The organism is Micromonospora haikouensis (assembly GCF_900091595.1).
Taxonomy (GTDB): domain Bacteria; phylum Actinomycetota; class Actinomycetes; order Mycobacteriales; family Micromonosporaceae; genus Micromonospora; species Micromonospora haikouensis.
Genome location: NZ_FMCW01000028.1, coordinates 85644 through 108505 on the forward strand (window position 1 = coordinate 85644; position 22862 = coordinate 108505).

Here is a 22862-nt window from a genome sequence, read left to right on the forward strand (position 1 = left end):
GGGGGGACGCGATGCCGGATCCGAGTTCCTGGCTGCACGAGGCCACCGCCACCGCCGAGGGTGGTCACGTCCGCACCGACGACGGCGGGTTGTCCACCGCGCTGGCGTCCCCGCTGGCGCCGCACTGCACGGGGCTGACGCCGGAACAGCTGCTGGCGGCGGCGTTCGCGTCCTGCCTGCACCACGCCGCGGTGGAGGCGGCCGGGCAGATCACCGACGAGGCGCACACGGTGCAGGTGCGCGCGGAGGCGAGGCTGGGTCGCGACGACGACGGTCGCTACCGCGCCGACGTGCACGCCTCGATCTCCTCCGCCGGGCTGAGCCGTCAGCAGCTCGCCGAGCTGGTCGCGCACGCCGACCGGTTGTGGCCGTTCTCCAGCGGTGACAACAGCCGGCACCGGTTGACGGTCACGCCGGCGGAGAACGGGCGCGGCTGACCTTCTCCGCGACCGCCGGGACCGGCGTCGGTCGGCCCCGGGTCGGCCCGTCCGGTCGGGCACCGGGCCGTCGGCCGAACGCCCGACCCCGGCGTCGCCGCGCGAGCGCGTGGCACGCCCGCCGACTCGACGCCTTTCCGAACGGCGAATCGGTCATACCGTAAACGGGGCATTGGCGAGCTTGGACCGGGTTGCCATCCTTCTCGGGCGGCTCGTCCGGGGGGAAACCCGCAAATTGTGACGCATGCCACCAACCACCCCGGTGGCAGGGCGCTGCGGACTATCTAGCCTCGGCGGGTGCGTCCCTACGAACCCGCCGAACCGAAGCAGGCCCACGACCGAGCGGATGGCCGACCGGCCGAGGCCGCCTCCGCCGAACGGGCGATGGGCCGGCACCGGCGTCCCGACCCGCCCCGGCGCGCGCTGCTGACGTCCACCCGGGTGCGCGCGGCCCTGGTCACGGGGGTGAGCTGCTGCCTCGGCGTCGCCGCGTTCGCCGGCACCCGCCAGGCCGACGGCCCCGCGGAGCCGGTCCAGGGGGCCCTCGTCGATCGGGCCGCGGCCGCCGCCGAGGCCGCGCAGCGCGCCTCCCGCTCCCTCGACCGCTCCCCGGCGGTCCCGGTCACCATCTCGCCCAGCCCGACAGCGAAGCCCAGCCCCAGCGCCACCCGCAAGCCGAAGCCGAAGCCCGCCAAGCCGGCGCGCCCCCGCCCCGTCGCCGGGCTCAGCCAGCTCCAGATGGACAACGCGAAGACCATCGTCGACGTGGGCCGGGACATGAAGCTGCCCCGGCGGGGACTCGTCGTCGCGGTGGCCACCGCCATGCAGGAGAGCGACCTGCACAACCTGGCCAGCGACGTGCTCCCCGAGTCCGCCAACTACCCGCACCAGGGCAGCGGCTCCGACCACGACTCGGTCGGGCTGTTCCAGCAGCGGCCCAGCAGCGGCTGGGGCACCGTCCGGGACCTGATGCGCCCCGCGTACGCGGCCCGCGTCTTCTACGAGGCGCTGCTGGAGGTGCCCGGCTGGGAGGAGATGAGCGTGACCGCCGCGGCCCAGGCCGTGCAGATCTCGGCGTTCCCCGACGCGTACGCGCAGCACGAGGAGCGGGCCACCACGGTCGTGGCGGCGCTGACCTGAGCCGGCTCAGGCGACCCGGCTGCCCCAGTCGCCCGGCGGCTCGACGGTGACGCCGGCCGTGCCGACCCGGGTGCTCGGCACGCCGCCGCTCGGCACGGCCGCCGCGGCCGTGGGCGTGTCCACCGCGACGGCCGGCCCGGCGAGGATCTCGTCCACCCGGGCCTCCCGGCGTCGGCGCGCGGCCAGGGCGGCCTCGAAGTCCCGGCGGGCGCTCAGCGCCTCGGCGTACACCTGCTCGCGGACACGCCGGGCCTCCTCGCGGGCCGCGTCCAGCTCGAACCGGGCCTGGGCCAGGATCCCGGCGGCCTCCCGCTCGACGTCGCCCAGCGCCGCCCGCGCGCCGTCGGCCCCGGCGGCCAGCTCGGGCCGGTGCTCGACCAGCTCGCACAGGCGGGCCGCCTCGTCCCGGAACCGGTCCCAGTCCCGGCCCGCCCCGGCGGCGCCCTCCGCGCGCGCCGCCAGCCGGCTCAACCGGACCGCCAGCTGATCGAGGCAGGAGTCGACCTGCCGCCGGTCGTAGCCGAACTCCACGACGGAGAACCTCATACTGTCGCCCCCAGGCAGCCGGTGTTTCTTCCCCACCTGGAATCCTCGGCGGCGCGGGCGGGCGGCGTGGGCGTTCGGGAAAAATGTTCAGCATCCGAGCGGCGACGCCCCGGGCGGCGTCAGCCGGGGCGCGGGGTGGGGCGTCAGCCCGGGGGCGCGGGCGTCAGACCCGCTTGGGCAGCACGACGACCCGCCCGAAGAACTCGTCGATGCGGCGCACCACGTCGTTGAAGTCGTCCAGGTCGATCGGCTTGGTCACGTACGCGTTGGCCTGGAGCGTGTAGCTGCCCACGATGTCGGTGTCGGCGTTGGAGGTGGTGAGCACCACGATCGGGATGGTCCGCAGGTCGTCGTCCTGCTTGACCTCGCCGAGCACCTGCCGCCCGTCCATCCGGGGCATGTTCAGGTCGAGCAGGATCACGTCCGGCCGGCGGGCCTCGGTGTGCCGGCCGGACTGACGCAGGAACTCCATCGCCTCCTGGCCGTCGCTGACCACGTCGATCACCTTGTCGACGTCGGAGTCGGCGAGGGCCTCCTCGATCATCAGGACGTCGCCCGGGTCGTCGTCGACCACGAGGATACGAACGGGGCCGGGGGTGCTTCCAGCCATGGGAACCTGCCTCGGGTCGACGCGGACGGCGACCTCACGATCGCCTGCTGGCGGGGAAATCTAGCCCATCACGGAGCGGACCGCACTGTCGGGTGGCCCGTGTCGGGCGGGTAGCCCAGCACCTCCGCCAGCCCCGTCAACCGCAGCACCCGCTCCACCCGGCCGGTGGCGCCGGTGACCCGCAGCCACCCGCCCCGAGCCGTGGCCCGGTTGTCGCCCCGGACGAAGGCGGCGATGCCGGTGGAGTCGCAGAAGGTCAGCTCGGCGAGGTCGACCAGCAGGTGCCGCTCCCCCTGCTCGGTGAGCCGGTCGAGCACCGCGGTGAGCTCCGGCGCGGTGCTCATGTCGAGCTCGCCGGCGAGTCGCAGGCACGCCCCACCGCCGTCCCGCTGGGCGTACGTGACGGTGAACGTCAACGTGGTCCCTCTCGCTCCATCGCAGCCGAATGCTTGCAGTGCAGCAAGTATAAGCAGGGGGCCGCCGGGGGCCGGCACGCCACGGTCACCGCGCCGACGCGCCCGCCTGCTGGGCGAGCAGCGCCAGCCCACCGGCCAGGAAGCCCACGGCGCGCGGGAAGTCCCGCAGCTCACCCGCGAGGTGGTCGAGGGTGAGGGCCACCGCCGCGGCCGGCACCCCCCTGCTGACCAGGATGCCGGTCAGCCACTCGACGAACTCGGTGAACAGCGTGCCGTCGTCGACGAAAACGGCGGCGGCGAGGAAGTCGACGATGTGGCCGAGGTCGCTGACGGTCGAGTCGAGCTGGACCGCGTCGTACTCCCGCACGCCCGGCACCCGCGCGCGCAGATCGCCCAGGGCGCTGTCGATCAGCGCAGCCCGCCGCTTCACGAGGCTCGCGTACTCGTCGTCGGCGAGGTGGGCCAGGTCGACCGGGGGGACGCGGCGCAGGGCCCGCTCGTCGGCCACCAGGTCGGCCGCCGCCGGCGCGTCGGGCGCCCACGCCACCCCGAGGCGGCGGGCCCACCGCCCGTCCCGGCCGAAGCCGCGCCCGCCGACCACCACCGGCACGTCGGAGCGGCGGCACGCCTCGACCATGCGGTACGCGTGCGGCAGCCGCATCGGCAGCGCGCAGGCCAGCGCCACGGCGTGCGCGTCGTGCCGGTGCAGGTACGACACCAGGTGCGCCGCCGGGACGCTGGCCCCGAGGAACGTGACCTGCCAGCCGCGCAGCCGCAGCACCTCGGCGACCAGCCGGGGCGGCAGCGCGTGCCACTCGCCGTCCATGCACGCCACCACGATCCGCCCCCGGGTGGCACGGGGGTTGGCGCGGGCCGCGACGGCCGCCACCACCCGCTCGCTGATGTGGGTGGCCGCGTGCTCCTGGGCGACGCTCCACGCGTTGCTGGCCCACCGCCGGCCCACCTCGACCTGCGCGGGGGCCACCAGCTCCAGCAGCACCCGTTCGGCCGGCACCCCCGCGTCGACCAGCCCGAGGGCGGTCTCGATCGCCGCGTACTCGTCGGCGGACTCCAACGCCAGCAGGAAGCCGGGGCAGGCGTCGGCCGGTGAGCCGACGGCGGCGGGGACGGTCACGCGGTGGTCTCCTTCGGGCGATGGAGCGGTCGGGCGGGCGGTCAGGGCAGCGCCGGCACCGCGTGCAGGTGCCGGGCCGGACGGCTGTGCGGCCCGGTCGCCCGCAGCGCGAGCACCGCGATGTCGTCGTGGTCGCCGTGGGCCAGCCAGTCGCAGGTCACCTGCTCGATCCGTTCGGCCAGCGCCGGGGCCGGCATCCGGTGGCAGCCGCCGAGCGCGTGCAGCAGCCGGTCGACGCCGAACTGCTCGTCGCCGCGCCGGCCGCCCCGGGCCTCGGTCACCCCGTCGCTGTAGAGCAGGCACGTCTCGCCCGGCGCCAGCTCGACGGTCACCTCCCCGATGCGGGGGTCGGGCACCACGCCGATCAGCATGCCGCTCAGGCCGACCGTCTCCACCTCCCCGCAGGAGCGCAGCACGAGCGGCGGCAGGTGGCCGCCGCCGGACATGGTCAGGGTGACGCCGCCGTCGCGCCGGGGACGCACCACGCCGAGCACCATGGTGGCGAAGCGGCCCTGCCCGTGCGCCAGGGTGGTCTCCAGCAGCGCGTCGTTGAGCAGCCGCAGCAGCCGGGCGGGGTGCGACTCCACCCGGTGCAGGGCCTGCAGACACTGGCGCAGCTGGCCGGTGAAGACGGCCGCCTCGACGCCCTTGCCGGCGACGTCGCCGAGGAAGAACACCGCGCCGCCGTCGGGCAGCCGGTGCGAACCGTAGAAGTCACCGCCGATGCGCAGCCCCGCCTGCGCCGGCCGGTAGGCCGTGCCCCACTGCACGCCGGGCACCTCGGCCGGCTCCACCGGCAGCAGGCTGGCCTGGAGGGTGTCGGCGACCTCGGCCTGGTCGCGGTAGAGCACGGCCGTGGTCAGCGCCGCGCCGGCCCGGGCCGCGAACGCGCGGAGCAGGTCGACGTCGGCCTCGTCGTAGTAGCGGGCCGAGCGCCGGGCGACGAGCAGGGCGCCCGCCGGCAGGTCCCGTCCGGGCAGCGGCACCACGCGCACGCTGACGTCGACGGCGTCCAGGCCGGGCAGCCAGCCTGCCTCGACCGCCTGCTCGACGAGCCAGTCCAGCGTGTGCGGCTCGGCGCCGACCAGCCCCTCGTCGATGGCCGCCGGCAGGTCGACGGCGTTGAGCACGCCGCTGTCCACGCCCGGGGCCTCGTCGTCGGCCCGGGTGGCCCGCCACCAGCGCGCCCGCCCCGACCGGGGGGCGAGCACCAGCACGGCCACCTCGGCGAGGGTCGGCACGGCGAGCCGGACCACGGCGGCGGCCGCACGATCCGGGTGCAACGGGTTGCCGAGCTTCTCCCCCACCACGGCCAGGAAGGCCGAACGGGCCCGCTCGGCCAGCAGGGCGTCGGCCCGGGTGACGCTCTCGGTGACGTCCTCGACGTAGTGGCAGCTCCGGCCGGCGGACAGCGGCACCTCGCGCACACGCAGCCGGCGGCCCCGGTGGCCGAACTCGCCCCCGGCCGGCGGCGTCCGCAGGCCCGCCACCCCGGACGCGGCGAGCAGCTCGCCGACGGCCACCTCGGGCAGCAGCCGCTCGGCGACCGGGCTCAGTTGGCGTACCACGCCGGCGGCGTCGCAGACGATCAGGCCCTCGCGGAAGTGCTCGACGACCTCCGCCCAGTCGGGCGCGGGCGGGCCCCGGTCGGGGGCCAGGGGCGGCAGCGCGGCGGGGGGCCGCACCGGCACGTCGGCGGACCATGCCGGGGCCCGGGCGGCACTCGGCGTGGAGATCCGTCCGTCGCCCGGGTCCCAGTCCCTGACGTCGGCAGCAGTCACCAGCTGAGCCCCACTCCCTCTCGACACCCGCCCGACACCCGCGGGCCACCGGAAACGACGTATGTGGTCCAATCTCCTCACCCCACCCTACGCCGGTCCACCGGTACCGCCACCCCACGCTGCCCTGAGCTGCCGAATCGGTCTCGACGGGCGACACCCGCCGGGGATTGTTACGATCCGAGACGAACCTGCCCGACCGGCAGCCCTGCGGAAAGGCGTGATCGTGGTACCCCAGGGGAGGAAACCCGAGGCGACGCCGCTGACCATGTCCGTCGATCTGACCGAGCCCGGCGCGCCCCTCATCCGGGTCGGTGGTGATCTCGCCTTCACCACCGCCGCGCCGCTGCGGCACGAGGTCGACCGGCGGCTCGCCGAGCACCCGTCGGTGCTCGTGCTCGACTTCGCCGACCTGCAGTTCATCGACAGCACCGGGCTCTCGGTGATCGTGCACGCCTGGCGGGAGGGGCAGCAGAGCGGCACCACCCTCCGGCTGCGCTCGACGCCCCGGTTCCTGGACACCATCCTCGACATGACCGGCGTCACCGGGCTGCTCGCCCGCCCGCTGCCCGACGGCGAGCAGTCCGTGGGAGCGCCCGGTTCGCGCCGGTCGGCGGCGTCCGCCTGAGACCCCCAGCGTTTGTCGATCACCCTAGGCTGGGAACATGGAGGCATGGCAGCTCCGCTGTTGACCATCGAGGTGAGCTGGCCCGCCCCCGGGCGCGCCCGGCTTCGGCTGGCCGGCGAGCTGGACTACGACACCGCGCCGGAGCTGGTGGAAGCCGCCGCCCGGGTGCGCCGGGACGGCTGCACCGAGCTGGAGATCGACCTCGGCGCGATCACCCTCTGCGACTCCTCCGGCCTGAGCGCGCTCGTGGTGATCCACCGCAACGGCACCGGGCCGATCCGGTTGACCGGCACGAGCGACCAGCTCCAGCAGCTGCTCGACCGCACAGGCCTCGCCGAGGTGCTCGCCACCGCCCACCACCCCGCAAACCCCGCCGCCACAGCCTGACCCCAGCCCCCGCCCCGCCGCCGGCCGCTTCGCCTCGGTGATCAAGAGGTTTGCGTCATCGTAGAGATCAACCTTGACGCTTTTCTCTTGATCACCGGGCCGAAGCGGGGTGGGGGTGGCGGGTCGGTGTTGTCGGTGTTTGGAGAGGGAGTCGCGTGATCTGGATCCGTTGGAGGGTGTCCCTGGGGGCGGTGCTCGTGGTGGGCCTGGCGGCCGGATGCACGTCGGCCCCGGACACGGCCACGCCCGGGGCCGCCACCTCCGGGTCCACCTCCGCGCCTGGTGCCGCCACGTCCGGGGTCACCGCGTCCGCGGTTCCCCCACCCGCCGAGCTGACCGCCCTGGAGCGGCGGTTCGACGCGCGGCTGGGCGTCTACGCGGTCGACACCGGCACCGGACGCACGCTCGCCCACCGGGCCGACGAGCGGTTCGCGTACGCCTCGACGATCAAGGCCCTCGCGGCCGGCGCGCTGCTCGCCGCGACGTCGGAGGCGGAGCTGGACCGCGTCGTCCGCTACGACCGCGCCGACCTCGTGTCCCACTCGCCGGTCACGCAGCGACACGTCGCGGACGGGATGACCCTGCGCGCGGTCGCCGACGCGGCCGTACGCCACAGCGACAACACCGCCGCGAACCTGATGTTCACCGAGCTCGGCGGCCCCGCCGGGCTCGGGCGGGCGCTGCGCGGCATCGGCGACACCGTCACCAACCCGGTGCGCACCGAGACGAGCCTCAACGAGGCCGCACCGGGCGACCTCCGCGACACCAGCACGCCCCGCGCGATGGCCGGCTCCCTGCGGGCGTACGCGCTCGGCGACGCCCTGTCCGCGGCCGACCGCGGCGTGCTGGTCGACTGGCTCCGGCGCAACACCACCGGGGCGACGCTGATCCGGGCCGGGGTGCCCGCCGGCTGGCGGGTCGGCGACAAGACCGGCGCGGGCGGATACGGCACCCGCAACGACATCGCCGTGCTGTGGCCGCCCGAGGGTGCCCCGATCGTGCTCGCCGTGCTGTCCCGCCGCGACGCGAAGGACTCGCAGCCCGACGACGCCCTGATCGCCGAGGCCGCCCGGGTGACGATCGACGCGCTACGCGGCCCCGGCTCCTGACGCGGCGGCACGAGTACGGGGCCTGTGCCGACCCGCCCGGTGCCGACCCGCCCGGTGCTGCCCTGCCCTGTGCTGTGCGCCGATCTTGCACTTCGGGCCCCCGCGATGGGCGTTTTCAGCCGCTTTTTCGGGGCCGCAACTGCAAGATCGCGGCTGGGTGAGCGGCGGGACGCGGCGCCTACGGCCGGCGAAAGCCGACAGCCCGGCCGCCGTGGGTGGCGCCGGGTTCGGGTGCCCTCACCTGGGCTGGGTGAGCGACACCCGACGGTGTGTGGCGGGGCTCCCCGGGCCGTTTCGGGCCCGACCGGGCCGGGAACGCGACCGCCGAGACAGGAGACGGAGACAGCGGACCGGAGAAGGAGCGAGGTGTGTCATGCGCAAGCAGATGGAGGGGGACAACCAGCGCCGCCGGGCACTCGCACGTCAGGCCCGGGAGCGCGGCCGCCAGGCCAGCGAGACCGGTGCGAGCCTGAGCGCCTCCAAGCAGCTCACCCACCTGGACCAGAGCAAGCGGGCCGGGCCGCCGCCGGCCGGGCGGCACAAGCCGGACAGCACCCGGGGTGGTCCCGCCCCGCCGCCCGCCGCGCCGCCGCCCACCACTCGAGCCCGGTCCGAGCGTGGCCCTGGCACGACGCCCCGGTCCGAGCGTGGCCCCGGCGCGACGCCGGCGGCGGCCGGGATCGGCTACCGGGAACTGGTCGACGACGTGGGCCGACGGGCCGGTGTCGACTTCGACACGGCGAAAGTCGCGGCCGAGGCGACGGTGCTCGCCCTGGCCTGGGCGCTGGACCAGGGAGCGCGGGAGCGGCTGCTCCAGGCGGTGCCCGTGAAGCTGCACGACGTGGTGCCCGTCGACGGCATCGAACGCCACCGGGACCTGCCGGGCTTCGTCGGCGAGGTGGCCCGGATCAGCGGGCGTACCCCGGAACAGGCCCGGCGGCAGGCGGAGGCGACGCTCGCCGCGCTGGCCGACCACGACGGCGACCTCGTCGCCGCGCTGCACGTACCGGACGGGCTGCGCGATCTGCTCGGCCCGGCGGCCGGCGGTTGAGCGCGCGGGCCGGCGGGCCCCCGCGCCCGCCGGCCCGGCCGGCGGCTTCGGTGCCGGTGCGCCCGCCGGCTACGGTGCCGGGATGCACTCCGCCGCCGAGGGACCGGAACTCGTGGCCGACCCGGCCCGCCGCACCGGGCGCACCCTGCTCGCCGGGGGCGTCGCCCAGTCCTACGTCGACGTCGCCGACCCCCGCCACCTGCACTTCGAGTACGTCCGCCGGATGGCCGCCGTGGTCGATCTCGCCGCGCCGCCCGGCGCGCCGGTCGCCGCGCTGCACCTCGGCGGGGGCGCGCTGACCCTGCCCCGCTACGTCGGGGCGACGCGGCCCGGCTCGGCACAGCTCGTGGTGGAGCGCGATCCGGCCGTCGTCGACCTGGTCCGCCGGGAACTTCCCGCGCCACCGCCGGGGGTACGCGTCGACGTCGCCGACGCGCGCGCGGCGGTGCAGGCGGCCCCGGCGCAGGCGTACGACCTGGTCCTCGCCGACGTCTACCGGGCCGCCCGGATGCCGGGGCACGTGGCGACCGTCGAGTTCGCCGCCGAGGTGGCCCGGGTGCTGCGCCCCGACGGGATCCTCCTGGTCAACGTCACCGACCTGCCGCCGCTCGTGTTCACCCGCGCCCGGGTGGCCACCCTGCGGGCCGAGTTCGCCGACGTCTGCCTGCTCGCCGACCGGCGGATGCTGCGCGGGCGGCGCTACGGCAACCTGGTGCTCGCCGGAGCGCGCCGGCCGGGCCGCCTGCCGGTGGGCCGGCTGGCGACGCGGGCGGCCCGCGACCCGGTGCCGGGGCAGGTGCTGCACGGCGCGGCCCTCGACGAGTTCGTCGGCGGGGCACGGCCGGGCACCGACGCGGCCCTCGGCGTCGGCTGACGCGGCAGCGGAGCGCCCGCGGGCGGATGCGGTGGCGGGGGCCGGCCCGAACGGGTGACCGCGGCACCGGGCCGGCCGGGGCGTCGCGTCGGGGTTTCCGTCGCGCCGGCCGGGGTAGCCGCGCCGGATGAGGAACGCCGAGGACCAGGCGACCGCCCGGCGGGCAGCCATCATCATCGGCCTGGTGCTGGCGACCCTGGTCGTGTTGGCCCTGGCCTGGGCCACCCGGCGGGTGCTGACCTGGACGGTCGTCGCCGTCTTCTTCGCCGTCGCGCTGAAGCCGCCCGTCGACGCCCTGCAACGACGCCTCGTGCGGCGCCGCGCGGTGGCCACGCTGCTGGTCTTCCTCGCCGCGTTCGGCCTGCTCGCCGCGCTGGTGGCGGGGATCGTCCTGCCCCTGCTGGACGAGCTGGGCCGCGCGGCCGACCGGGCCCCGGACGTGCTGCGGGAGACCCGGGCCGGTCGGGGGCCGTTCGGCGAGGCCCTCGAACGGCTGCGACTGCGGCAGTACGTGGTCGGGCACTCGGCGCAGGTGCAGCAGTACGGCAGCCGGCTGCGCGATCCGACGGTGGGGCTGGTCCGCAGTGTGCTGGAGACCCTCGCCGGGCTGGTCACCGTGGTCGTGCTGGCGTACCTGATGGTGCTGGAGGCCCCGAAGATCATCTCGTCGGGGCTGGGGCGGCTCGGCCAGGGGCCGGCGCGGCGGGCGCGGCGGGTCGGTCAGGGCGTCTCCCGGGTGGTCACCGGCTACCTGAGCGGGAACCTGCTGATCAGCGTCATCTGCGGCGCGCTGACGTTCCTGGTGCTGGTCCTGACCGGGGTGCCGTTCGCCGGGGTGATCGCGCTGCTGGTGGCGATCGCCGACCTGGTGCCGCTGGTCGGGGCGACCATCGGCGCCATCCTCGCCGGCGGCGCCGGTTTCCTGCACTCCCCCACCGCCGGCATCGTGGTGCTCGTCTTCTTCGTGGTCTACCAGCAGGTGGAGAACCACCTGCTGCAACCGCTGATCATGTCCCGGGCGGTCCGGCTGAACCCGCTCACGGTCCTGGTCAGCGTGCTGTTCGCGGCGGAGCTGGCCGGGCTGGTCGGCGCGCTGCTGGCCATCCCCGTCGTCGGCGTGGGGCAGGTGCTGCTGCGCGAGCTCGCCCCGCGCCGCGGTTAGGCGGGCGCGGGGCGAACTCGCTCGCGCGGGCGGGAGCGCGTCAGCGGGGGTAGGCCGGGACCTCCGGCGACGAACTCTCCAGCGGCACCGCGTTGGCCGGCACCAGGCCGAGCTGCATCGCCGGACGGGGCAGGGCGGCGTCGAGCAGCCAGTCCGCCCCGACCCGGGCCCGGTTGCCGGGCATCGCCAGCAGGTGGTAGCCCCGGGTGACGGCCTTGGCCGGCAGGCCGGCCAGCGAGACCTTCAGCGGGTTCGCCGCCGCGTCCTTGCCGCCGAGGTCGACCACCCAGCCCAGGTCGTGGTGCTTGTACGGGCGGCGCCGGCCCTGTCCGTAGGAGGCGGCGATGTTGTGCGCCACGAGCTTGCCCTGCCGCTGGGCGTGCTGGGCGGTCATCGTGCAGATCTTGCCGGGTCGGGTCAGGTCGGGCACCGCCGCCGCGTCCCCGCAGGCGTACACCTCGGGGAAGCCCGGCACGGTGAGGTACTCGTCCACGACGAGGCGGCCCTTCTCGGTGCGCAGGCCGAGCTCGGCGACGAACGGGTCGGGCCGCACGCCGACGCACCAGATGAGGCTGCACGTGGGCACGTACTCGCCGTCGGTGAGCATCACCCCGTCGGGGGTGGCCTCCGCCACGGAGGTGCCCATCCGCACGTCGACGCCGCGCCGCCGCAGCACCCGGTCGGCGGTACGGGACATCCGCTCGTCCAGCTCCGGCAGCACCCGGGAGGCCACGTCGAGCAGCATCCAGCGGGGGCGGACGTCGAGGTGCGGGCGCTGGGCGACCAGGCGGTCGGTGAACAGCTGCCCGTGGGCGGCGACCTCCGTGCCGGTGTAGCCGGCGCCGACGACCACGAAGGTGGTGCGGGCCCGCTGCTCGGCCGGGTCGTCGGTCAGCTCCGCCAGCTCGACCTGGCGTACCACGTGGTCGTGCAGGTAGAGCGCCTCGGGCAGGCCGCGGAACCCGTGGGCGTACTCGGTCACGCCGGGGATGGGCAGCAGCTTGTTGACGCTGCCGACGGCGAGCACCAGCCGGTCGTAGGCGAGTCGGCCGCCGTCGCCCTCCGGCATCCGGTAGCCGACCCAACGGTTCTGCAGGTCGACCCGGTCGGCCTCGCCGACGACCACCCGCACGCCGTCGAGGGTGCCGCTGAGCGGCACGCTGAGCCGCCCGGGTTCGACCACGCCGGCGGCCACCTCGGGCAGCAGCGGCAGGTAGAGGAAGTAGTCGGTCGAGTTCAGCAGCACGATCTCGGCCTTGTTGCGGGCGGTCCGGCTCAACGTCTTCGCCGCGTGGTAACCGGCGAACCCGGCCCCCACGATCACCACACGAGGTTTCGTCATGACGGGTGCCGTTCCCGCCCTCGCCGGGGACAAACGTGGCAGAGCGTACCGGTCGACGGCGGGCGGCAACCGCTAGGGCACCATCCAGGACAGCACCGGCGTGGCCTGCAGCCCCACCAGCAGACACATCAGGGCGAGCAGCAGCACGCTCCAGCCGAACATCCGCCGGAACAGGTCGCCCTCCCGGCCGCTGAGCCCGACGGCCGCAGCGGCGATGGTGAGGTTCTGCAGGCTGATCATCTTGCCCAGCGTGCCGCCCGAGGCGTTGGCGGCGGCGAGCAGGACCGGGTCGAGGCCGGCCCGCTGCGCCGCCGCGACCTGCAGCGCGCCGAACAGCGAGTTCGACGACGTGTCCGAGCCGGTCAGGGCGACCCCGAGCCAGCCGAGGACGGGCGCCAGGACGGCGAACAGGGTGCCCGCGCCGGCCATCCAGACGCCGAGGGTGGCGATCTGCCCGGACGCGTTCATCGTGAACGACAGCGCCAACAGCCCGACCACCGTCAGCACGGCCCACCGCAGCTCGTACAGGGTGCGCCCGTAGAGCCGCCCGGCCTCGCGGGGGGACACCCGCAGCAGCGCCATCGTGACCAGGCCGGCCACCAGCAGCAGCGAGCCCGGCGCGGCGAGCCAGGCGAAGCGGAAGGTCGACAGGGGCGACGGGGCGCCGGCGGCGGTGAGCACGTGCAGGCCGGGCCAGGAGACCGCGAGCGTGCCCGCGTCCAGCAGGCGCTTGACGGCCGGCACCTGGGAGACGGCGAAGACGGCCACGATGGTCACGTACGGCGCGTACGCCAGCCACGCCCGGCCCGGCGGCGGCGTGACGCCCTGCGGCGACCCGGCGGACCCCGGTCCGCCCGCCGGCGACGCGGCGGGCTCCGGCGGCGCGGCGGGCTCCGACGGGCCGTCGCCGGCCGGTACGGGCACCGGCCGGCGCGCCCGGCGGGTGACGAGCAGCAGCACGCCCGCCCCCGCGAAGGCGGCCGCGATGTCGGCGAGCGCGGCCGTCAGGAAGTTCGCGGTGGCGAACTGGGCCAGCGCGAACGCGGCGCCGCAGGCCAGCGCCGGACGCCACAGCTCCCGCAGGCCCCGGCGGCCGTCGACGACGAGGAGCAGCACGAGCGGGACGACGACCGCTACCACGGGGACCTGCCGGCCGGCCATCATGCCCAGCTCCGTGGCGGGTAGCCCGGTCACCCCGGCCAGGGTGGTGATCGGCAGCCCGAGCGGGCCGAACGCGGCCGGCACCGTGTTGGCGACCAGCGCCACGGTGGCCGCCCGGACCGGGGTGAACCCGAGGGCCAGCAGCATGACCGTGGTGACGGCCACCGGCGTGCCCTGACCAGCCAGCGCCTCCAGCAGCGACCCGAAGCAGAACGCGATCACCATGGCCTGCACGCGCCGGTCGTCGCTGATCCGGGCGAAGCCACGCCGCAGCGTGTCGAAGTGTCCCGTGTGCACGGTCATCCGGTAGATCCAGATCGCCGTGCCGAACGTCCACACGAGAGGAAACAGTGCGAACGTCGCGCCCTGGCCGGCGGCCAGCAGCGTCTGCGCCAGCGGCATCCGCCACAGCGCCCAGGCCAGCACGACCGCCACGGCCAGCGCGCCGAACGCCGCCACCCAGGCCCGCGCGCGCACGACTCCGAGCAGGAGGAAGAGGGTCAGCAGGGGCAGCGCGGCGCAGGCGGCGCTCAGCGCCAGCGACCCGGCCACCGGTTGCAGGGGCTGCTGATACATCGAGACCACCTCGGGTGCGACGCCCCCCGGTCCCGGCGGCGTGGAGTAGGGCTCATCCCACCCAAGACCCCCGCGCGACGCTTCTTCGAGGTTGCCCTGCCGCCGGGCCGGTTGCGCAACCTCGGAGAGGACACCCCGCCCCGGGCCGCCTACCGTCGCAGCATGAGCCGAGCGGGCAACGCCGTGGTGCTGGGCGCCAGCATGGCCGGGCTGATCGCCGCCCGGGTGCTCAGCGAGGCGTACGACAGCGTCACGCTCGTCGATCGCGACGCGCTGCCCGACGCGGTCGCGCACCGGCGCGGGGTGCCCCAGTCGCGGCAGCTGCACGTGCTGCTGGCCCGGGGCCGGGCGGCGCTCGACGAGCTGTTCGACGGCCTCAGCGACGAGTTGCACGCCGCCGGCGCGCCGCTGGTCGACCTCAACGGGCAGGTGCACTGGTACAACGACGGCTACCTGCTGCGCCGGTCCGCGTCCGACCTGGTCGGGGTGGGCGTGAGCCGTCCCCTGCTGGAGCGCACGGTGCGGGCCCGGGTGGAGAGGCTGGCCAACGTCCGCTTCTGCCCGCCCGCGGAGGCGACCGCCCTGTGCGGCTCCGACGACCGTCGCCGGGTCACCGGGGTCCTGCTGACGCCGCGCGGCGGGGCGGCGTACCGGCTCGACGCCGACCTGGTGGTCGACGCCTGCGGCCGGGCATCGCGCAGCCCCACCTGGCTGGCCGCGCTCGGCTACCCGGCCCCGGCCGAGCAGCGGGTCGCCGTCGACGTCACCTACGTCACCCGCACCTACGAGCGGGACCCCCGCCACCTCGACGGCCTGCTCGGCGCGTTGACCAACGCCGTACCGGGACGCCCGCGCACCGGGATCGTCGCCGCGCAGGAGGACGGCCGTTTCGCGGTGGCGCTGAGCGGCGTGCTCGGCGAGCAGCCGCCCCTGGACGACGAGGGCTACGCCCGGTTCGCCGAGTCGCTCGGCCAGCCGCTGATCAGCCAGGTGGTGCGCGAGGCCACCCCGGTGGGCGGGCCGGCGCTGATGCGCTACCCGGCGAGCGTGCGGCGGCGCTACGAGCGGCTGCGCCGCTTCCCCGACGGGTACCTGGTGTTCGGCGACGCGCTGTGCAGCTTCAACCCCGTCTACGGTCAGGGCATGACGGTCGCGGCCGGCGAGGGGCTGCTGCTGCGGCGGCTGCTGGCCGGCGACCGGCGTCGGTTGTGGCGGCGGTTCTTCCGCGGCGCCGGCCGGCTGATCGACGGGCCGTGGTCCATCGCGGTCGGCACGGACCTGCGGTTCCCCGAGGTGGCCGGGCCCCGCACGCCGCGGGTCCGGCTCGTCAACGCGTACGTGCACCGGCTGCACGCGGCGGCGCGCACCGACGCGGTCCTGGGCACCGCGTTCCTGCGGGTGCTCAACCTCGTCGACCCGCCGCACCGGCTGCTGCGGCCGGCGATCGTCGCCCGGGTGCTGCGGGGCGGCTCCCCGGCCGGATGAGTGCCATCGTGTCCGGCCTCCCGGCCAGACCCCGATGGGGTACGCCGCACCAGGCGACCCGCCGGGACGGCTCGTTGCCCGGCTGGAGGTTCGCCGCCAACCGCTGATGTCGACGTACCCGGCGATCGCCCGCTGGCCCGGTAGCAGACCAGGTAGCCGGCGTGGTCGCGGCGGTGGACCCGGCAGGCACGCCATGTACGCCTCGGGGGGTGTCCGGGGCGGTCAGCCACGGGTGGTGCAGGTCCCGGCTGCGCCGGGCGGCGGCCACGAACTCGGCGGCGTCGGCGGGCCGGGACGACGGATGGCGGCGGGCCCACCGGTGCGCAGGTGTCTCACGGCCGACCACTCCGACCGGCGGAATCGAGTTCCGCAAGGTCATTGCCGGGCCACTGCGGTCGCACAGCTCGCGCCAAGATCGGCCTGGCCTGATGAACAGGACGTTAATCCAGGACGAAGGAATGGCCGTGAATCAGTTGACCGCAGTCGCCGCCGATCTCGTCGCGATCTCCGTACTCGTGTTCGGCGTCTACTTTCCCCGGCACCACCGCCGCGATCTCGTCACCGCCTTCCTGGGGGTGAACATCGGCGTGGTGGCCGTCTCGATCGTCCTCGGCAACTCGGGCGTGGGGGTCGGCCTCGGGCTCGGGCTCTTCGGGGTGCTGTCGATCATCAGGTTACGCTCCGACGAGATCGCCCAGCACGAGATCGCCTACTACTTCGCCGCGCTGGCACTCGGGCTGGTCTCCGGCCTCAGCGGACCGCCCGGCGTCCTTCCCGGCGCGCTCATGACGCTGATCGTCGCCGGGCTCTTCCTCGGCGACCACCCACGCCTCTACGGCCGCCACCGCAGCCAGAACCTGCGCCTGGACGTCGCGCACACCGACGAGAACGCCCTGCGGGGCCACCTGGAGATGTTGCTCGACGCCCGGGTGGTCGGCGTGGTCGTCCGAAGCGTCGACCTGGTCAACGAGACCACCCTCGTGGACGTCCGATACGTCGTACGGCCCCGTTCCGGCGAGCGCGACCGTCAACGGACGCGGGGGCCGGCGGTCGAGCGGATGGCGTCCGTCGGATGAACGCCGCCGACCCGCGGACCGGTTTCCGCCCGATCGACCTGGACGAACTGGTGTCCCGCGCGGAGCTTCTGCGCCGCGTCGACCGAAAGTACGTGCTTGCCGCCCGCGACCTCCCGGCGTTCCTGGGCGGACTGCCGGCGCAGACCCGGATCCTCGACATCGGCGGGCGGCGCGCGTTCGGCTACCGGTCCGTGTACTTCGACACTCCCGGCCTGGACAGCTACCTCGCCTCCGCCCACCGGCGCCGACGCCGCTTCAAGGTTCGAATCCGCAGCTACGTCGAGACGGGCGCACGATACGCCGAGGTGAAGCTGCGCGGGCTGCGGAGCACGACCGTCAAGGAACGCGTCCCCTACCACGGCAGCGAACAGGAGCTGGGCCCCGAGGCGTGGACGCACGTGGACGAGGTGCTCGTGACCGCCGGGCTGCGGCCCGACCGGCTGAGCCTCGCCCCGGCGCTGACCACCCGCTACCGCCGCACGACGCTCTTCCTGCCCGCCACCGGCAGCCGGCTGACCGTCGACGAGGACGTCACCTGGGTCCTGCCCGACGGCACCGCCCGGCTCCTGCCCCACCACGTCATCGTCGAGACCAAGTCCGAGCGGGCCGGCGCCCCCGTCGACCGGCTCCTGTGGTCGATGCGGCACCGGCCGTGCCCCGTCTCCAAGTACGCCACCGGGCTGGCCGCGCTCCGCCCCGACCTGCCCGCCAACCGTTGGCAGCCGCTGCTGCGCCGACACATCGCCCCCGCCACCGAGGAGAAGAAGCCATGAGGGTCCTCCGCAAGAAGCTCGTCGCCGCCGTCGCGTCCGTGGTCCTGACCGCAGGGCTGCTCAGCGGATGCGCCGACGGGAACGGCTCGACGGCCTCACCGGCCGCGTCGACGACCCCGGCGGCGGTCGCCGTGGACGGCACGCAGACCGCCGATCAGGTGCTTGCGGCCAACACCGCCGATCACGCCGCCGCCGACGCGGTCGACTACGACGAGTCGTCGGTCGTGGAGATCATCCTCGACGGCACCTCGGCCAGCGCGGACGGCGACGGGGTCAAGGTCGACGGCGCCACGGTCACCATCACCGCCGGTGGCACGTACCGCATCAGCGGCACGCTGACCGACGGGCAGGTCGTCGTCGCTACCCCCGACGCCACCGTAAGGATCATCCTGGACGGGGCGGCGATCACCAGCTCCGGCAGCGCCGCGATCGCCGTGACCGAGGCCGAGCAGGCGATCGTGATCCTCGCCGACGGCAGCCGGAACACCCTGACCGACACCTCGTCGTACGCCTCGGACGCCGACGTCAACGCGGCCCTGTTCAGCGCCGCCGACCTGACCGTCACCGGCGGCGGCGCGCTGACCGTGCGCGGCGCCGGCAACGACGGCATCGCGAGCAAGGACGGCCTGGTCATCGCCGCCGGCACGATCACCGTCGAGGCGGTCGACGACGGGATCCGGGGCAAGGACTACGTGGTCGTCGACGGCGGCACGATCACCGTCAACGCCGGTGGCGACGGCGTCAAGGCGGACAACACCACCGACGCCGACGCCGGGTACGTCGCCGTCACCGCCGGCGCCGTCACGGTCACGGCGAAGGGCGACGGGATCGACGCCGCCACGGACCTGGTCGTCACCGGCGGGACGCTGGCCGTCACCAGCGGCGGCGGCAGCGGCACCCGCCCGGACGAGGAGACCTCGGCCAAGGGCCTCAAGGCCGGCGTGATCGCCGTCCTGGAGGGCGGGACGGTCAGCGTGGACGCCTCCGACGACGCGCTGCACAGCGACGGCTCCGTCCGCCTCGGCGGCGCGAGCGTCACGCTGGCCAGTGGCGACGACGCGGCGCACGCCGAGAACGCTTTGGTGATCGACGGCGGCACGGTTGAGGTCACCGCCTCCGTGGAGGGCCTGGAAGCGGCCGACATCGTGCTGAACGGCGGCGACGTGCACGTCGTCGCCAGCGACGACGGCCTCAACGCGGCGGGCGGCTCGTCCGGACAGCAGGTCGGCGCGGGCGGGCAGCAGGGCGGCGGACCCGGCGGCGGGGGCGAGGCGGTGGGCGATTACTCGGTCACCATCACCGGCGGCACCCTGGTCGTCGACTCCGGCGGCGACGGCCTGGACTCCAACGGCACCGTCACGATGACCGGCGGCACCGTGGTGGTCAACGGCCCGACGGCCGACAACAACGGCGCGCTGGACGCCAACGGCACGTTCACCGTCAGCGGGGGCGTCCTGGTGGCCGCCGGCAGCGCCGGCATGGCCGTCGCGCCGAACAGCGACTCGACGCAGGGCTGGGTCTCCGTCACTCTGGACTCCGCCGTCGAGTCGGGTACGACCCTGCACCTCGTCGACTCCGACGGCACGGTGATCGCCACGTTCGTCACCTCCAGGACCGTCCAGAACATCGTCTTCTCCTCCTCGGCCATCACCAGCGGCGAGGAGTACACGCTGCGCAGCGGCGGCACGGCCACCGGTGGCAGCATCGGCGGGCTCGCCGAGTCGGGCGAACCCGGATCCGCGTCGACCATCGCCACCGCCACCGCGGGCGAGGCCCCGGCCGGCAGGGGGCCCGGCGGCGGCGCTCCGGGTGGTGGCGGCCCGCAGGGCGGCGGCCCCAGCGGCGGGAACTGAGGCGACGATGAGCCGCAGGATGAGCCGACGGGCGCTGCTCGCGGGCGGACTCGGCGCGTTCGTGGCGGCCGGGGGCGGCGCGAGCGCCTGGGCCCTGGACCGCTACGTGCTCGACCACGTCGAGGTCGCGAACGCCTCCGACCTGACCGCCTCCCACGCCACAGTGGCGCAGCCCGCCGAGTCCGGCACCGGCACCGCGACGACCTACGCCAGCAGCACGGCGTCGATCTCGATCGAGACCGTGCGGACCGGCACCGGCAGGCAGCAGGTGACCTACTTCGTCGCCGACGTCACCGTGACCGACGCGACGATCGTCAGGTCCGCCTTCGCCAACGACCAGTTCGGCGAGAACATCGTCGCCGATCCCTCCGACATCGCGGCTGACGTCGGCGCGGTACTGGCCGTCAACGGCGACTACTACGGCTTCCGGGACACCGGCATCGTCATCCGCAACGGGGTGGCCTTCCGCGACCGGGGGACCCGGCAGGGCTTCGCCCTGTACACCGACGGCTCAGTCCGCCTCTACGACGAGACCACCACGACCGCCGACGAGCTGGTCCGGGCCGGCGTCTGGCACACGTTGTCGTTCGGGCCGGGCCTCGTCGCCGACGGCGCGGTGATCGACGGCATCGACCACGTCGAGATCGACACGAACTTCGGCAACCACTCCGTGCAGGGCAACCAGCCGCGTACCGGAATCGGCCTGATCGACGACAACCACCTGCTCTTCGTCGTCGTCGACGGCCGGAGCGCGGGCTACAGCCAAGGAGTGACGATGACCGGGTTCGCCCAGATCTTCGTCGACCGGGGCGCCGCCGTCGCGTACAACCTCGACGGCGGCGGATCGGCCACGATGATCTTCAACGGCGAGCTGGTGAACAACCCGCTGGGCCGTGGCGAGGAACGCGGCACCAGCGACATCCTCTACGTGGCCGGCTGAGGCATGGCCACCGCGGTCGTCCTCGTTCCCGCGTACGAGCCGGACGAGAAGCTCCTGCACCTGATCCGCGACCTGGACCGGCACCGCGTCGTCGTCGTCGACGACGGCAGCGGGCCCGGTTACGCCGACCTTTTCGCCCGGGCTGCCGGGCTGGGCGCGGAGGTGGTGACCCTGCCGGTCAACCGGGGCAAGGGCCACGCGCTACGGACAGGATTCGCCCACCTTCGCGACCACCACCCGGGCCGGGACGTGGTCTGCGCCGACAGCGACGGCCAGCACCGGCCCGAGGATGTCCGAGCGGTCGCCGACCGCCTCGCCGCCTCGGGCGCCGACATGGTGCTGGGCGCGCGGCGGTTCACCGGCGGCGTCCCGGCGCGCAGCCGGTTCGGCAACGCGGCCACCCGCCTGGTCTTCCGGGCGGCGACCGGACGGACGCTCCGCGACACCCAGACCGGCCTACGCGGCTACCCGGCCCGCATGCTCGGCTGGCTCGGCACCGTCGGCGGGGACCGCTTCGAGTACGAGGTGCGGCTGCTGCTGCGCGCCGTGCGGGAAGGGCTGCGGATCGAGGAGGTGGAGATCGCCACGGTCTACCTGGCCGGCAACGCGTCCTCACACTTCCGGCCGCTGCGGGACTCGGCGCGGATCTACCGTCCCCTGTTCGCCTTCACCGCGTCGTCGCTGCTCGGTTTCAGCATCGACGCCATCCTCTTCCTCGTCTTCGCGGGCACGACCGGCAGCGTCCTCGTCGCGGCGGTCGCCGCCAGGCTGATCAGCGCCACCGTCAACTTCACCGTCAACCGGTGCTGGATCTTCGGAGGTGGCCGGGCCCGGGCCCCGATCGTGGCCTCGACCGGACGTTACGCCCTGCTGGCGCTCACGGTGCTCGCCGCGAACGTGGCCATGATCGAGTCGCTGGCGATGCTGACCGGATCGGTCGTGGCCGCCAAGGTCCTCACCGAACCAACGCTCTTCGCCGCCGGCTTCCTGGCCCAGCGGTACGTCGTCTTCCCCCGTCCCGCCCGCCCCGTTCCGCCGCACCGTCACGCCGACGACGACATGGGCTCCCGTTGGCCGCCGAGGACGGCGAGCAGCCCCTCGGCGAAGGTGCGCCGCCAGTTGACGTAGTCGTGCCCGCCCCGGTACTCGGCGTAGGTCACCTGGTGGCCGCGCGCGACCAGCAGGTCCCGGAACCGGCGGTTGACGGAGAGCTGGTCGACCTGCCCGGGGCGGGGCCAGGTGTTCTCCCGGTCCCCCACGTCCAGGTAGAACCGCACGGGCGCGGCGGGCCAGCCGGCGTACGCGCGGGTCAGCCACTCCCGCTCGTCGGGCTGCGTCGACGCCGGCCACCAGAAGCTGCCGGACTGGGCGATCACCGCGCCGAACGCCCTGGGGGCGGCCAGCGCCACGTACGCGGCGGCGAGCCCGCCCAGCGACGAGCCCGCGATGACCCGCCGGGCGGGGTCGTCGGTGACCGCCCAGCGCCGGCGGGCCCAGGGCAGCAGCTCCCGGGTGACGAACGCGCGCAGCGCGGCCGACGGGCGCAGCTCGGCCATCCGGCGCGCCCCGCTGGGGGCCGAGACGAACAGCGCCAGGGTCGGCGGGATCCGCCCGGCGGCGATGAGGTTGTCCAGCGTCGCGGGCACCCGCAGCAGCGCCCGGGACAGGTAGCCGTCGAAGACCACCAGCAGGGGCAGCGGCCCGGCGGCCGGGACCGCCGGCCGGTAGACCGCGACGCGTCGCCGGCCGCCCCACGCGGCGGTGCGCACGCCCGTGCTCAGCACGGTGCCCCGGGGCACGCCGGGGTGGTGCCGGATCCAGGGCTCGTCGGGGGCCTTCGGCAGTTCCAGCAGGGACGCCCACAGCTCCCGGTCGTTGGGGTCGGCGGGGTCGGCGGGCAACCGGAACGGGTGGTGGTTGAGCAGGTCGAGGTGGGTGGGGCCCCGGCCGGTGGCGTCGGTCGGCAGCTCCGGCGAGCCGTGCCGCAGGAAGTAGATGGTGCGCAGGTCGACCGGCAGCCGCTGGGAGCCGTGCCACAGGTCGGTGCCCGGGACGCGGCGCAGCGTCAGGTCGATGCCCCAGCCGGTGGTGGTCTGGGCCGCCTCGCCCCGCCACAGGAAGGTCACCAGGGCGCTGTCGCCGTCGATCCGCTCGATCAGGGGCGTGCCCCGGGCGGCGACCTCCCGCCAGAAGTCGGCGAGCACCTGCGCGCCGCCGGCGCGCAGGTCGTGCAGCAGGCGGGCGATGCGGGGGCTGGTCTCGGGCACGGCTGGTCCCTGTCTGTCTGGTCGATCGGGTCGGAGGGGCGGGTGGTGTATCGGGGTGGTGGGGCGGTGGATCAGGGTGCTGGGGGCCGACGCCCGGGGCGGGGCGGGCGCGGCGG

The 22862-nt window shown here is 75.0% G+C and carries 21 protein-coding genes and 1 pseudogene; 14 read left to right on the plus strand and 8 right to left on the minus strand.

What is annotated here, in order from left to right; all coding sequences use genetic code 11:
* Window positions 1-11 precede the first annotated feature (11 nt).
* The gene (locus GA0070558_RS25325; RefSeq protein ID WP_077939895.1) at window positions 12-437 is read left to right on the plus strand and encodes an OsmC family protein; all 426 of its coding nucleotides are present in this window, start codon (window positions 12-14) and stop codon (window positions 435-437) included.
* 297 nt (window positions 438-734) lie between these two features.
* The gene (locus GA0070558_RS25330; protein WP_439709632.1) at window positions 735-1577 is read left to right on the plus strand and encodes a hypothetical protein; all 843 of its coding nucleotides are present in this window, start codon (window positions 735-737) and stop codon (window positions 1575-1577) included.
* Window positions 1578-1583: 6 nt separating this feature from the next.
* Here the strand turns inward: GA0070558_RS25330 and GA0070558_RS25335 are convergent, their stop codons facing one another.
* From GA0070558_RS25335 to GA0070558_RS25355, 5 genes are all read right to left on the minus strand, one after another.
* Window positions 1584-2123: an ATPase gene (locus GA0070558_RS25335; RefSeq protein WP_091284218.1), complete on the minus strand. Its 540-nt coding sequence runs from the start codon at window positions 2121-2123 to the stop codon at window positions 1584-1586.
* Window positions 2124-2286: 163 nt separating this feature from the next.
* The gene (locus tag GA0070558_RS25340) at window positions 2287-2733 is read right to left on the minus strand and encodes a response regulator (protein WP_043968664.1); all 447 of its coding nucleotides are present in this window, start codon (window positions 2731-2733) and stop codon (window positions 2287-2289) included.
* A 68-nt stretch (window positions 2734-2801) separates the two neighbouring features.
* Window positions 2802-3149, minus strand: coding sequence for an STAS domain-containing protein (locus GA0070558_RS25345; protein WP_077939893.1), 348 nt, complete (start codon window positions 3147-3149; stop codon window positions 2802-2804).
* 85 nt (window positions 3150-3234) lie between these two features.
* The gene (locus GA0070558_RS25350; RefSeq protein ID WP_091284220.1) at window positions 3235-4284 is read right to left on the minus strand and encodes a cobalamin B12-binding domain-containing protein; all 1050 of its coding nucleotides are present in this window, start codon (window positions 4282-4284) and stop codon (window positions 3235-3237) included.
* A 41-nt stretch (window positions 4285-4325) separates the two neighbouring features.
* Window positions 4326-6065, minus strand: a complete 1740-nt coding sequence (locus GA0070558_RS25355) for a PP2C family protein-serine/threonine phosphatase (RefSeq protein ID WP_091284222.1) — start codon at window positions 6063-6065, stop codon at window positions 4326-4328.
* Window positions 6066-6282: 217 nt separating this feature from the next.
* Here GA0070558_RS25355 and GA0070558_RS25360 point away from each other — a divergent pair, with 217 nt between their 5' ends.
* The 6 genes and pseudogenes from GA0070558_RS25360 (at window position 6283) to GA0070558_RS25385 (ending at window position 11273) form a co-directional block, all read left to right on the plus strand.
* Complete coding sequence (locus GA0070558_RS25360; RefSeq protein ID WP_256092118.1) at window positions 6283-6690, plus strand: STAS domain-containing protein; 408 nt, start codon at window positions 6283-6285, stop codon at window positions 6688-6690.
* A gap of 45 nt (window positions 6691-6735) precedes the next feature.
* On the plus strand, window positions 6736-7077 hold the full coding sequence (locus GA0070558_RS25365; protein WP_091284226.1) for an STAS domain-containing protein: 342 nt from the start codon (window positions 6736-6738) through the stop codon (window positions 7075-7077).
* 155 nt (window positions 7078-7232) lie between these two features.
* Complete coding sequence (gene bla, locus GA0070558_RS25370; protein WP_439709633.1) at window positions 7233-8186, plus strand: class A beta-lactamase; 954 nt, start codon at window positions 7233-7235, stop codon at window positions 8184-8186.
* Between the two features lie 373 nt (window positions 8187-8559).
* Window positions 8560-9234, plus strand: a pseudogene (locus tag GA0070558_RS25375) (DUF2267 domain-containing protein); the annotation flags it as partial.
* A gap of 85 nt (window positions 9235-9319) precedes the next feature.
* Complete coding sequence (locus GA0070558_RS25380) at window positions 9320-10111, plus strand: spermidine synthase (protein WP_091284230.1); 792 nt, start codon at window positions 9320-9322, stop codon at window positions 10109-10111.
* Window positions 10112-10238: 127 nt separating this feature from the next.
* Entirely contained in the window at window positions 10239-11273 is a 1035-nt protein-coding gene (locus GA0070558_RS25385) for an AI-2E family transporter (RefSeq protein WP_091284232.1), read from the plus strand.
* Between the two features lie 40 nt (window positions 11274-11313).
* Here the strand turns inward: GA0070558_RS25385 and GA0070558_RS25390 are convergent, their stop codons facing one another.
* Together GA0070558_RS25390 and GA0070558_RS25395 are read right to left on the minus strand one after the other, a co-directional pair.
* The gene (locus GA0070558_RS25390; RefSeq protein ID WP_091284234.1) at window positions 11314-12615 is read right to left on the minus strand and encodes an NAD(P)/FAD-dependent oxidoreductase; all 1302 of its coding nucleotides are present in this window, start codon (window positions 12613-12615) and stop codon (window positions 11314-11316) included.
* A 72-nt stretch (window positions 12616-12687) separates the two neighbouring features.
* A complete protein-coding gene (locus GA0070558_RS25395) occupies window positions 12688-14352 on the minus strand; it encodes an L-lactate permease (protein ID WP_091284236.1) in 1665 nt (554 codons plus the stop codon).
* Between the two features lie 162 nt (window positions 14353-14514).
* On the opposite strand from GA0070558_RS25395, the gene GA0070558_RS25400 reads away from it, so the two are divergent.
* From GA0070558_RS25400 to GA0070558_RS25425, 6 genes are all read left to right on the plus strand, one after another.
* Window positions 14515-15837, plus strand: coding sequence for an FAD-dependent oxidoreductase (locus GA0070558_RS25400; protein WP_091284238.1), 1323 nt, complete (start codon window positions 14515-14517; stop codon window positions 15835-15837).
* Between the two features lie 464 nt (window positions 15838-16301).
* Complete coding sequence (locus tag GA0070558_RS25405) at window positions 16302-16913, plus strand: DUF4956 domain-containing protein (RefSeq protein ID WP_091284286.1); 612 nt, start codon at window positions 16302-16304, stop codon at window positions 16911-16913.
* Window positions 16910-17686 carry a polyphosphate polymerase domain-containing protein gene (locus tag GA0070558_RS25410; RefSeq protein WP_091284240.1) on the plus strand — a complete coding sequence of 259 codons (777 nt, stop codon included), beginning with the start codon at window positions 16910-16912 and terminating at the stop codon, window positions 17684-17686. Before GA0070558_RS25405 ends, GA0070558_RS25410 begins: the two co-directional genes overlap by 4 nt.
* Window positions 17683-19539: a carbohydrate-binding domain-containing protein gene (locus GA0070558_RS25415; RefSeq protein ID WP_091284242.1), complete on the plus strand. Its 1857-nt coding sequence runs from the start codon at window positions 17683-17685 to the stop codon at window positions 19537-19539. The genes GA0070558_RS25410 and GA0070558_RS25415 overlap by 4 nt, the downstream gene beginning before the upstream one ends.
* A gap of 19 nt (window positions 19540-19558) precedes the next feature.
* The gene (locus tag GA0070558_RS25420) at window positions 19559-20479 is read left to right on the plus strand and encodes a phosphodiester glycosidase family protein (RefSeq protein WP_218107088.1); all 921 of its coding nucleotides are present in this window, start codon (window positions 19559-19561) and stop codon (window positions 20477-20479) included.
* Between the two features lie 3 nt (window positions 20480-20482).
* Entirely contained in the window at window positions 20483-21607 is a 1125-nt protein-coding gene (locus GA0070558_RS25425; RefSeq protein ID WP_091284246.1) for a glycosyltransferase, read from the plus strand.
* Here the strand turns inward: GA0070558_RS25425 and GA0070558_RS25430 are convergent.
* Complete coding sequence (locus tag GA0070558_RS25430) at window positions 21523-22746, minus strand: alpha/beta hydrolase-fold protein (protein WP_091284248.1); 1224 nt, start codon at window positions 22744-22746, stop codon at window positions 21523-21525. The genes GA0070558_RS25425 and GA0070558_RS25430 overlap by 85 nt on opposite strands.
* Window positions 22747-22862 lie beyond the last annotated feature (116 nt).

Excerpts from the sequence above, each read along its gene's own strand:
- GA0070558_RS25420 (WP_218107088.1), top strand. The coding sequence starts at position 19,559 with ATGAGCCGACGGGCGCTGCTCGCGGGCGGACTCGGCGCGTTCGTGGCG.
- GA0070558_RS25395 (WP_091284236.1), bottom strand. The coding sequence starts at position 14,352 with ATGTATCAGCAGCCCCTGCAACCGGTGGCCGGGTCGCTGGCGCTGAGC.
- GA0070558_RS25335 (WP_091284218.1), bottom strand. The coding sequence starts at position 2,123 with ATGAGGTTCTCCGTCGTGGAGTTCGGCTACGACCGGCGGCAGGTCGAC.
- GA0070558_RS25390 (WP_091284234.1), bottom strand. The coding sequence starts at position 12,615 with ATGACGAAACCTCGTGTGGTGATCGTGGGGGCCGGGTTCGCCGGTTAC.
- GA0070558_RS25380 (WP_091284230.1), top strand. The coding sequence starts at position 9,320 with ATGCACTCCGCCGCCGAGGGACCGGAACTCGTGGCCGACCCGGCCCGC.
- GA0070558_RS25385 (WP_091284232.1), top strand. The coding sequence starts at position 10,239 with ATGAGGAACGCCGAGGACCAGGCGACCGCCCGGCGGGCAGCCATCATC.
- GA0070558_RS25340 (WP_043968664.1), bottom strand. The coding sequence starts at position 2,733 with ATGGCTGGAAGCACCCCCGGCCCCGTTCGTATCCTCGTGGTCGACGAC.
- GA0070558_RS25325 (WP_077939895.1), top strand. The coding sequence starts at position 12 with ATGCCGGATCCGAGTTCCTGGCTGCACGAGGCCACCGCCACCGCCGAG.
- GA0070558_RS25365 (WP_091284226.1), top strand. The coding sequence starts at position 6,736 with ATGGCAGCTCCGCTGTTGACCATCGAGGTGAGCTGGCCCGCCCCCGGG.
- GA0070558_RS25400 (WP_091284238.1), top strand. The coding sequence starts at position 14,515 with ATGAGCCGAGCGGGCAACGCCGTGGTGCTGGGCGCCAGCATGGCCGGG.
- GA0070558_RS25415 (WP_091284242.1), top strand. The coding sequence starts at position 17,683 with ATGAGGGTCCTCCGCAAGAAGCTCGTCGCCGCCGTCGCGTCCGTGGTC.
- GA0070558_RS25410 (WP_091284240.1), top strand. The coding sequence starts at position 16,910 with ATGAACGCCGCCGACCCGCGGACCGGTTTCCGCCCGATCGACCTGGAC.
- GA0070558_RS25425 (WP_091284246.1), top strand. The coding sequence starts at position 20,483 with ATGGCCACCGCGGTCGTCCTCGTTCCCGCGTACGAGCCGGACGAGAAG.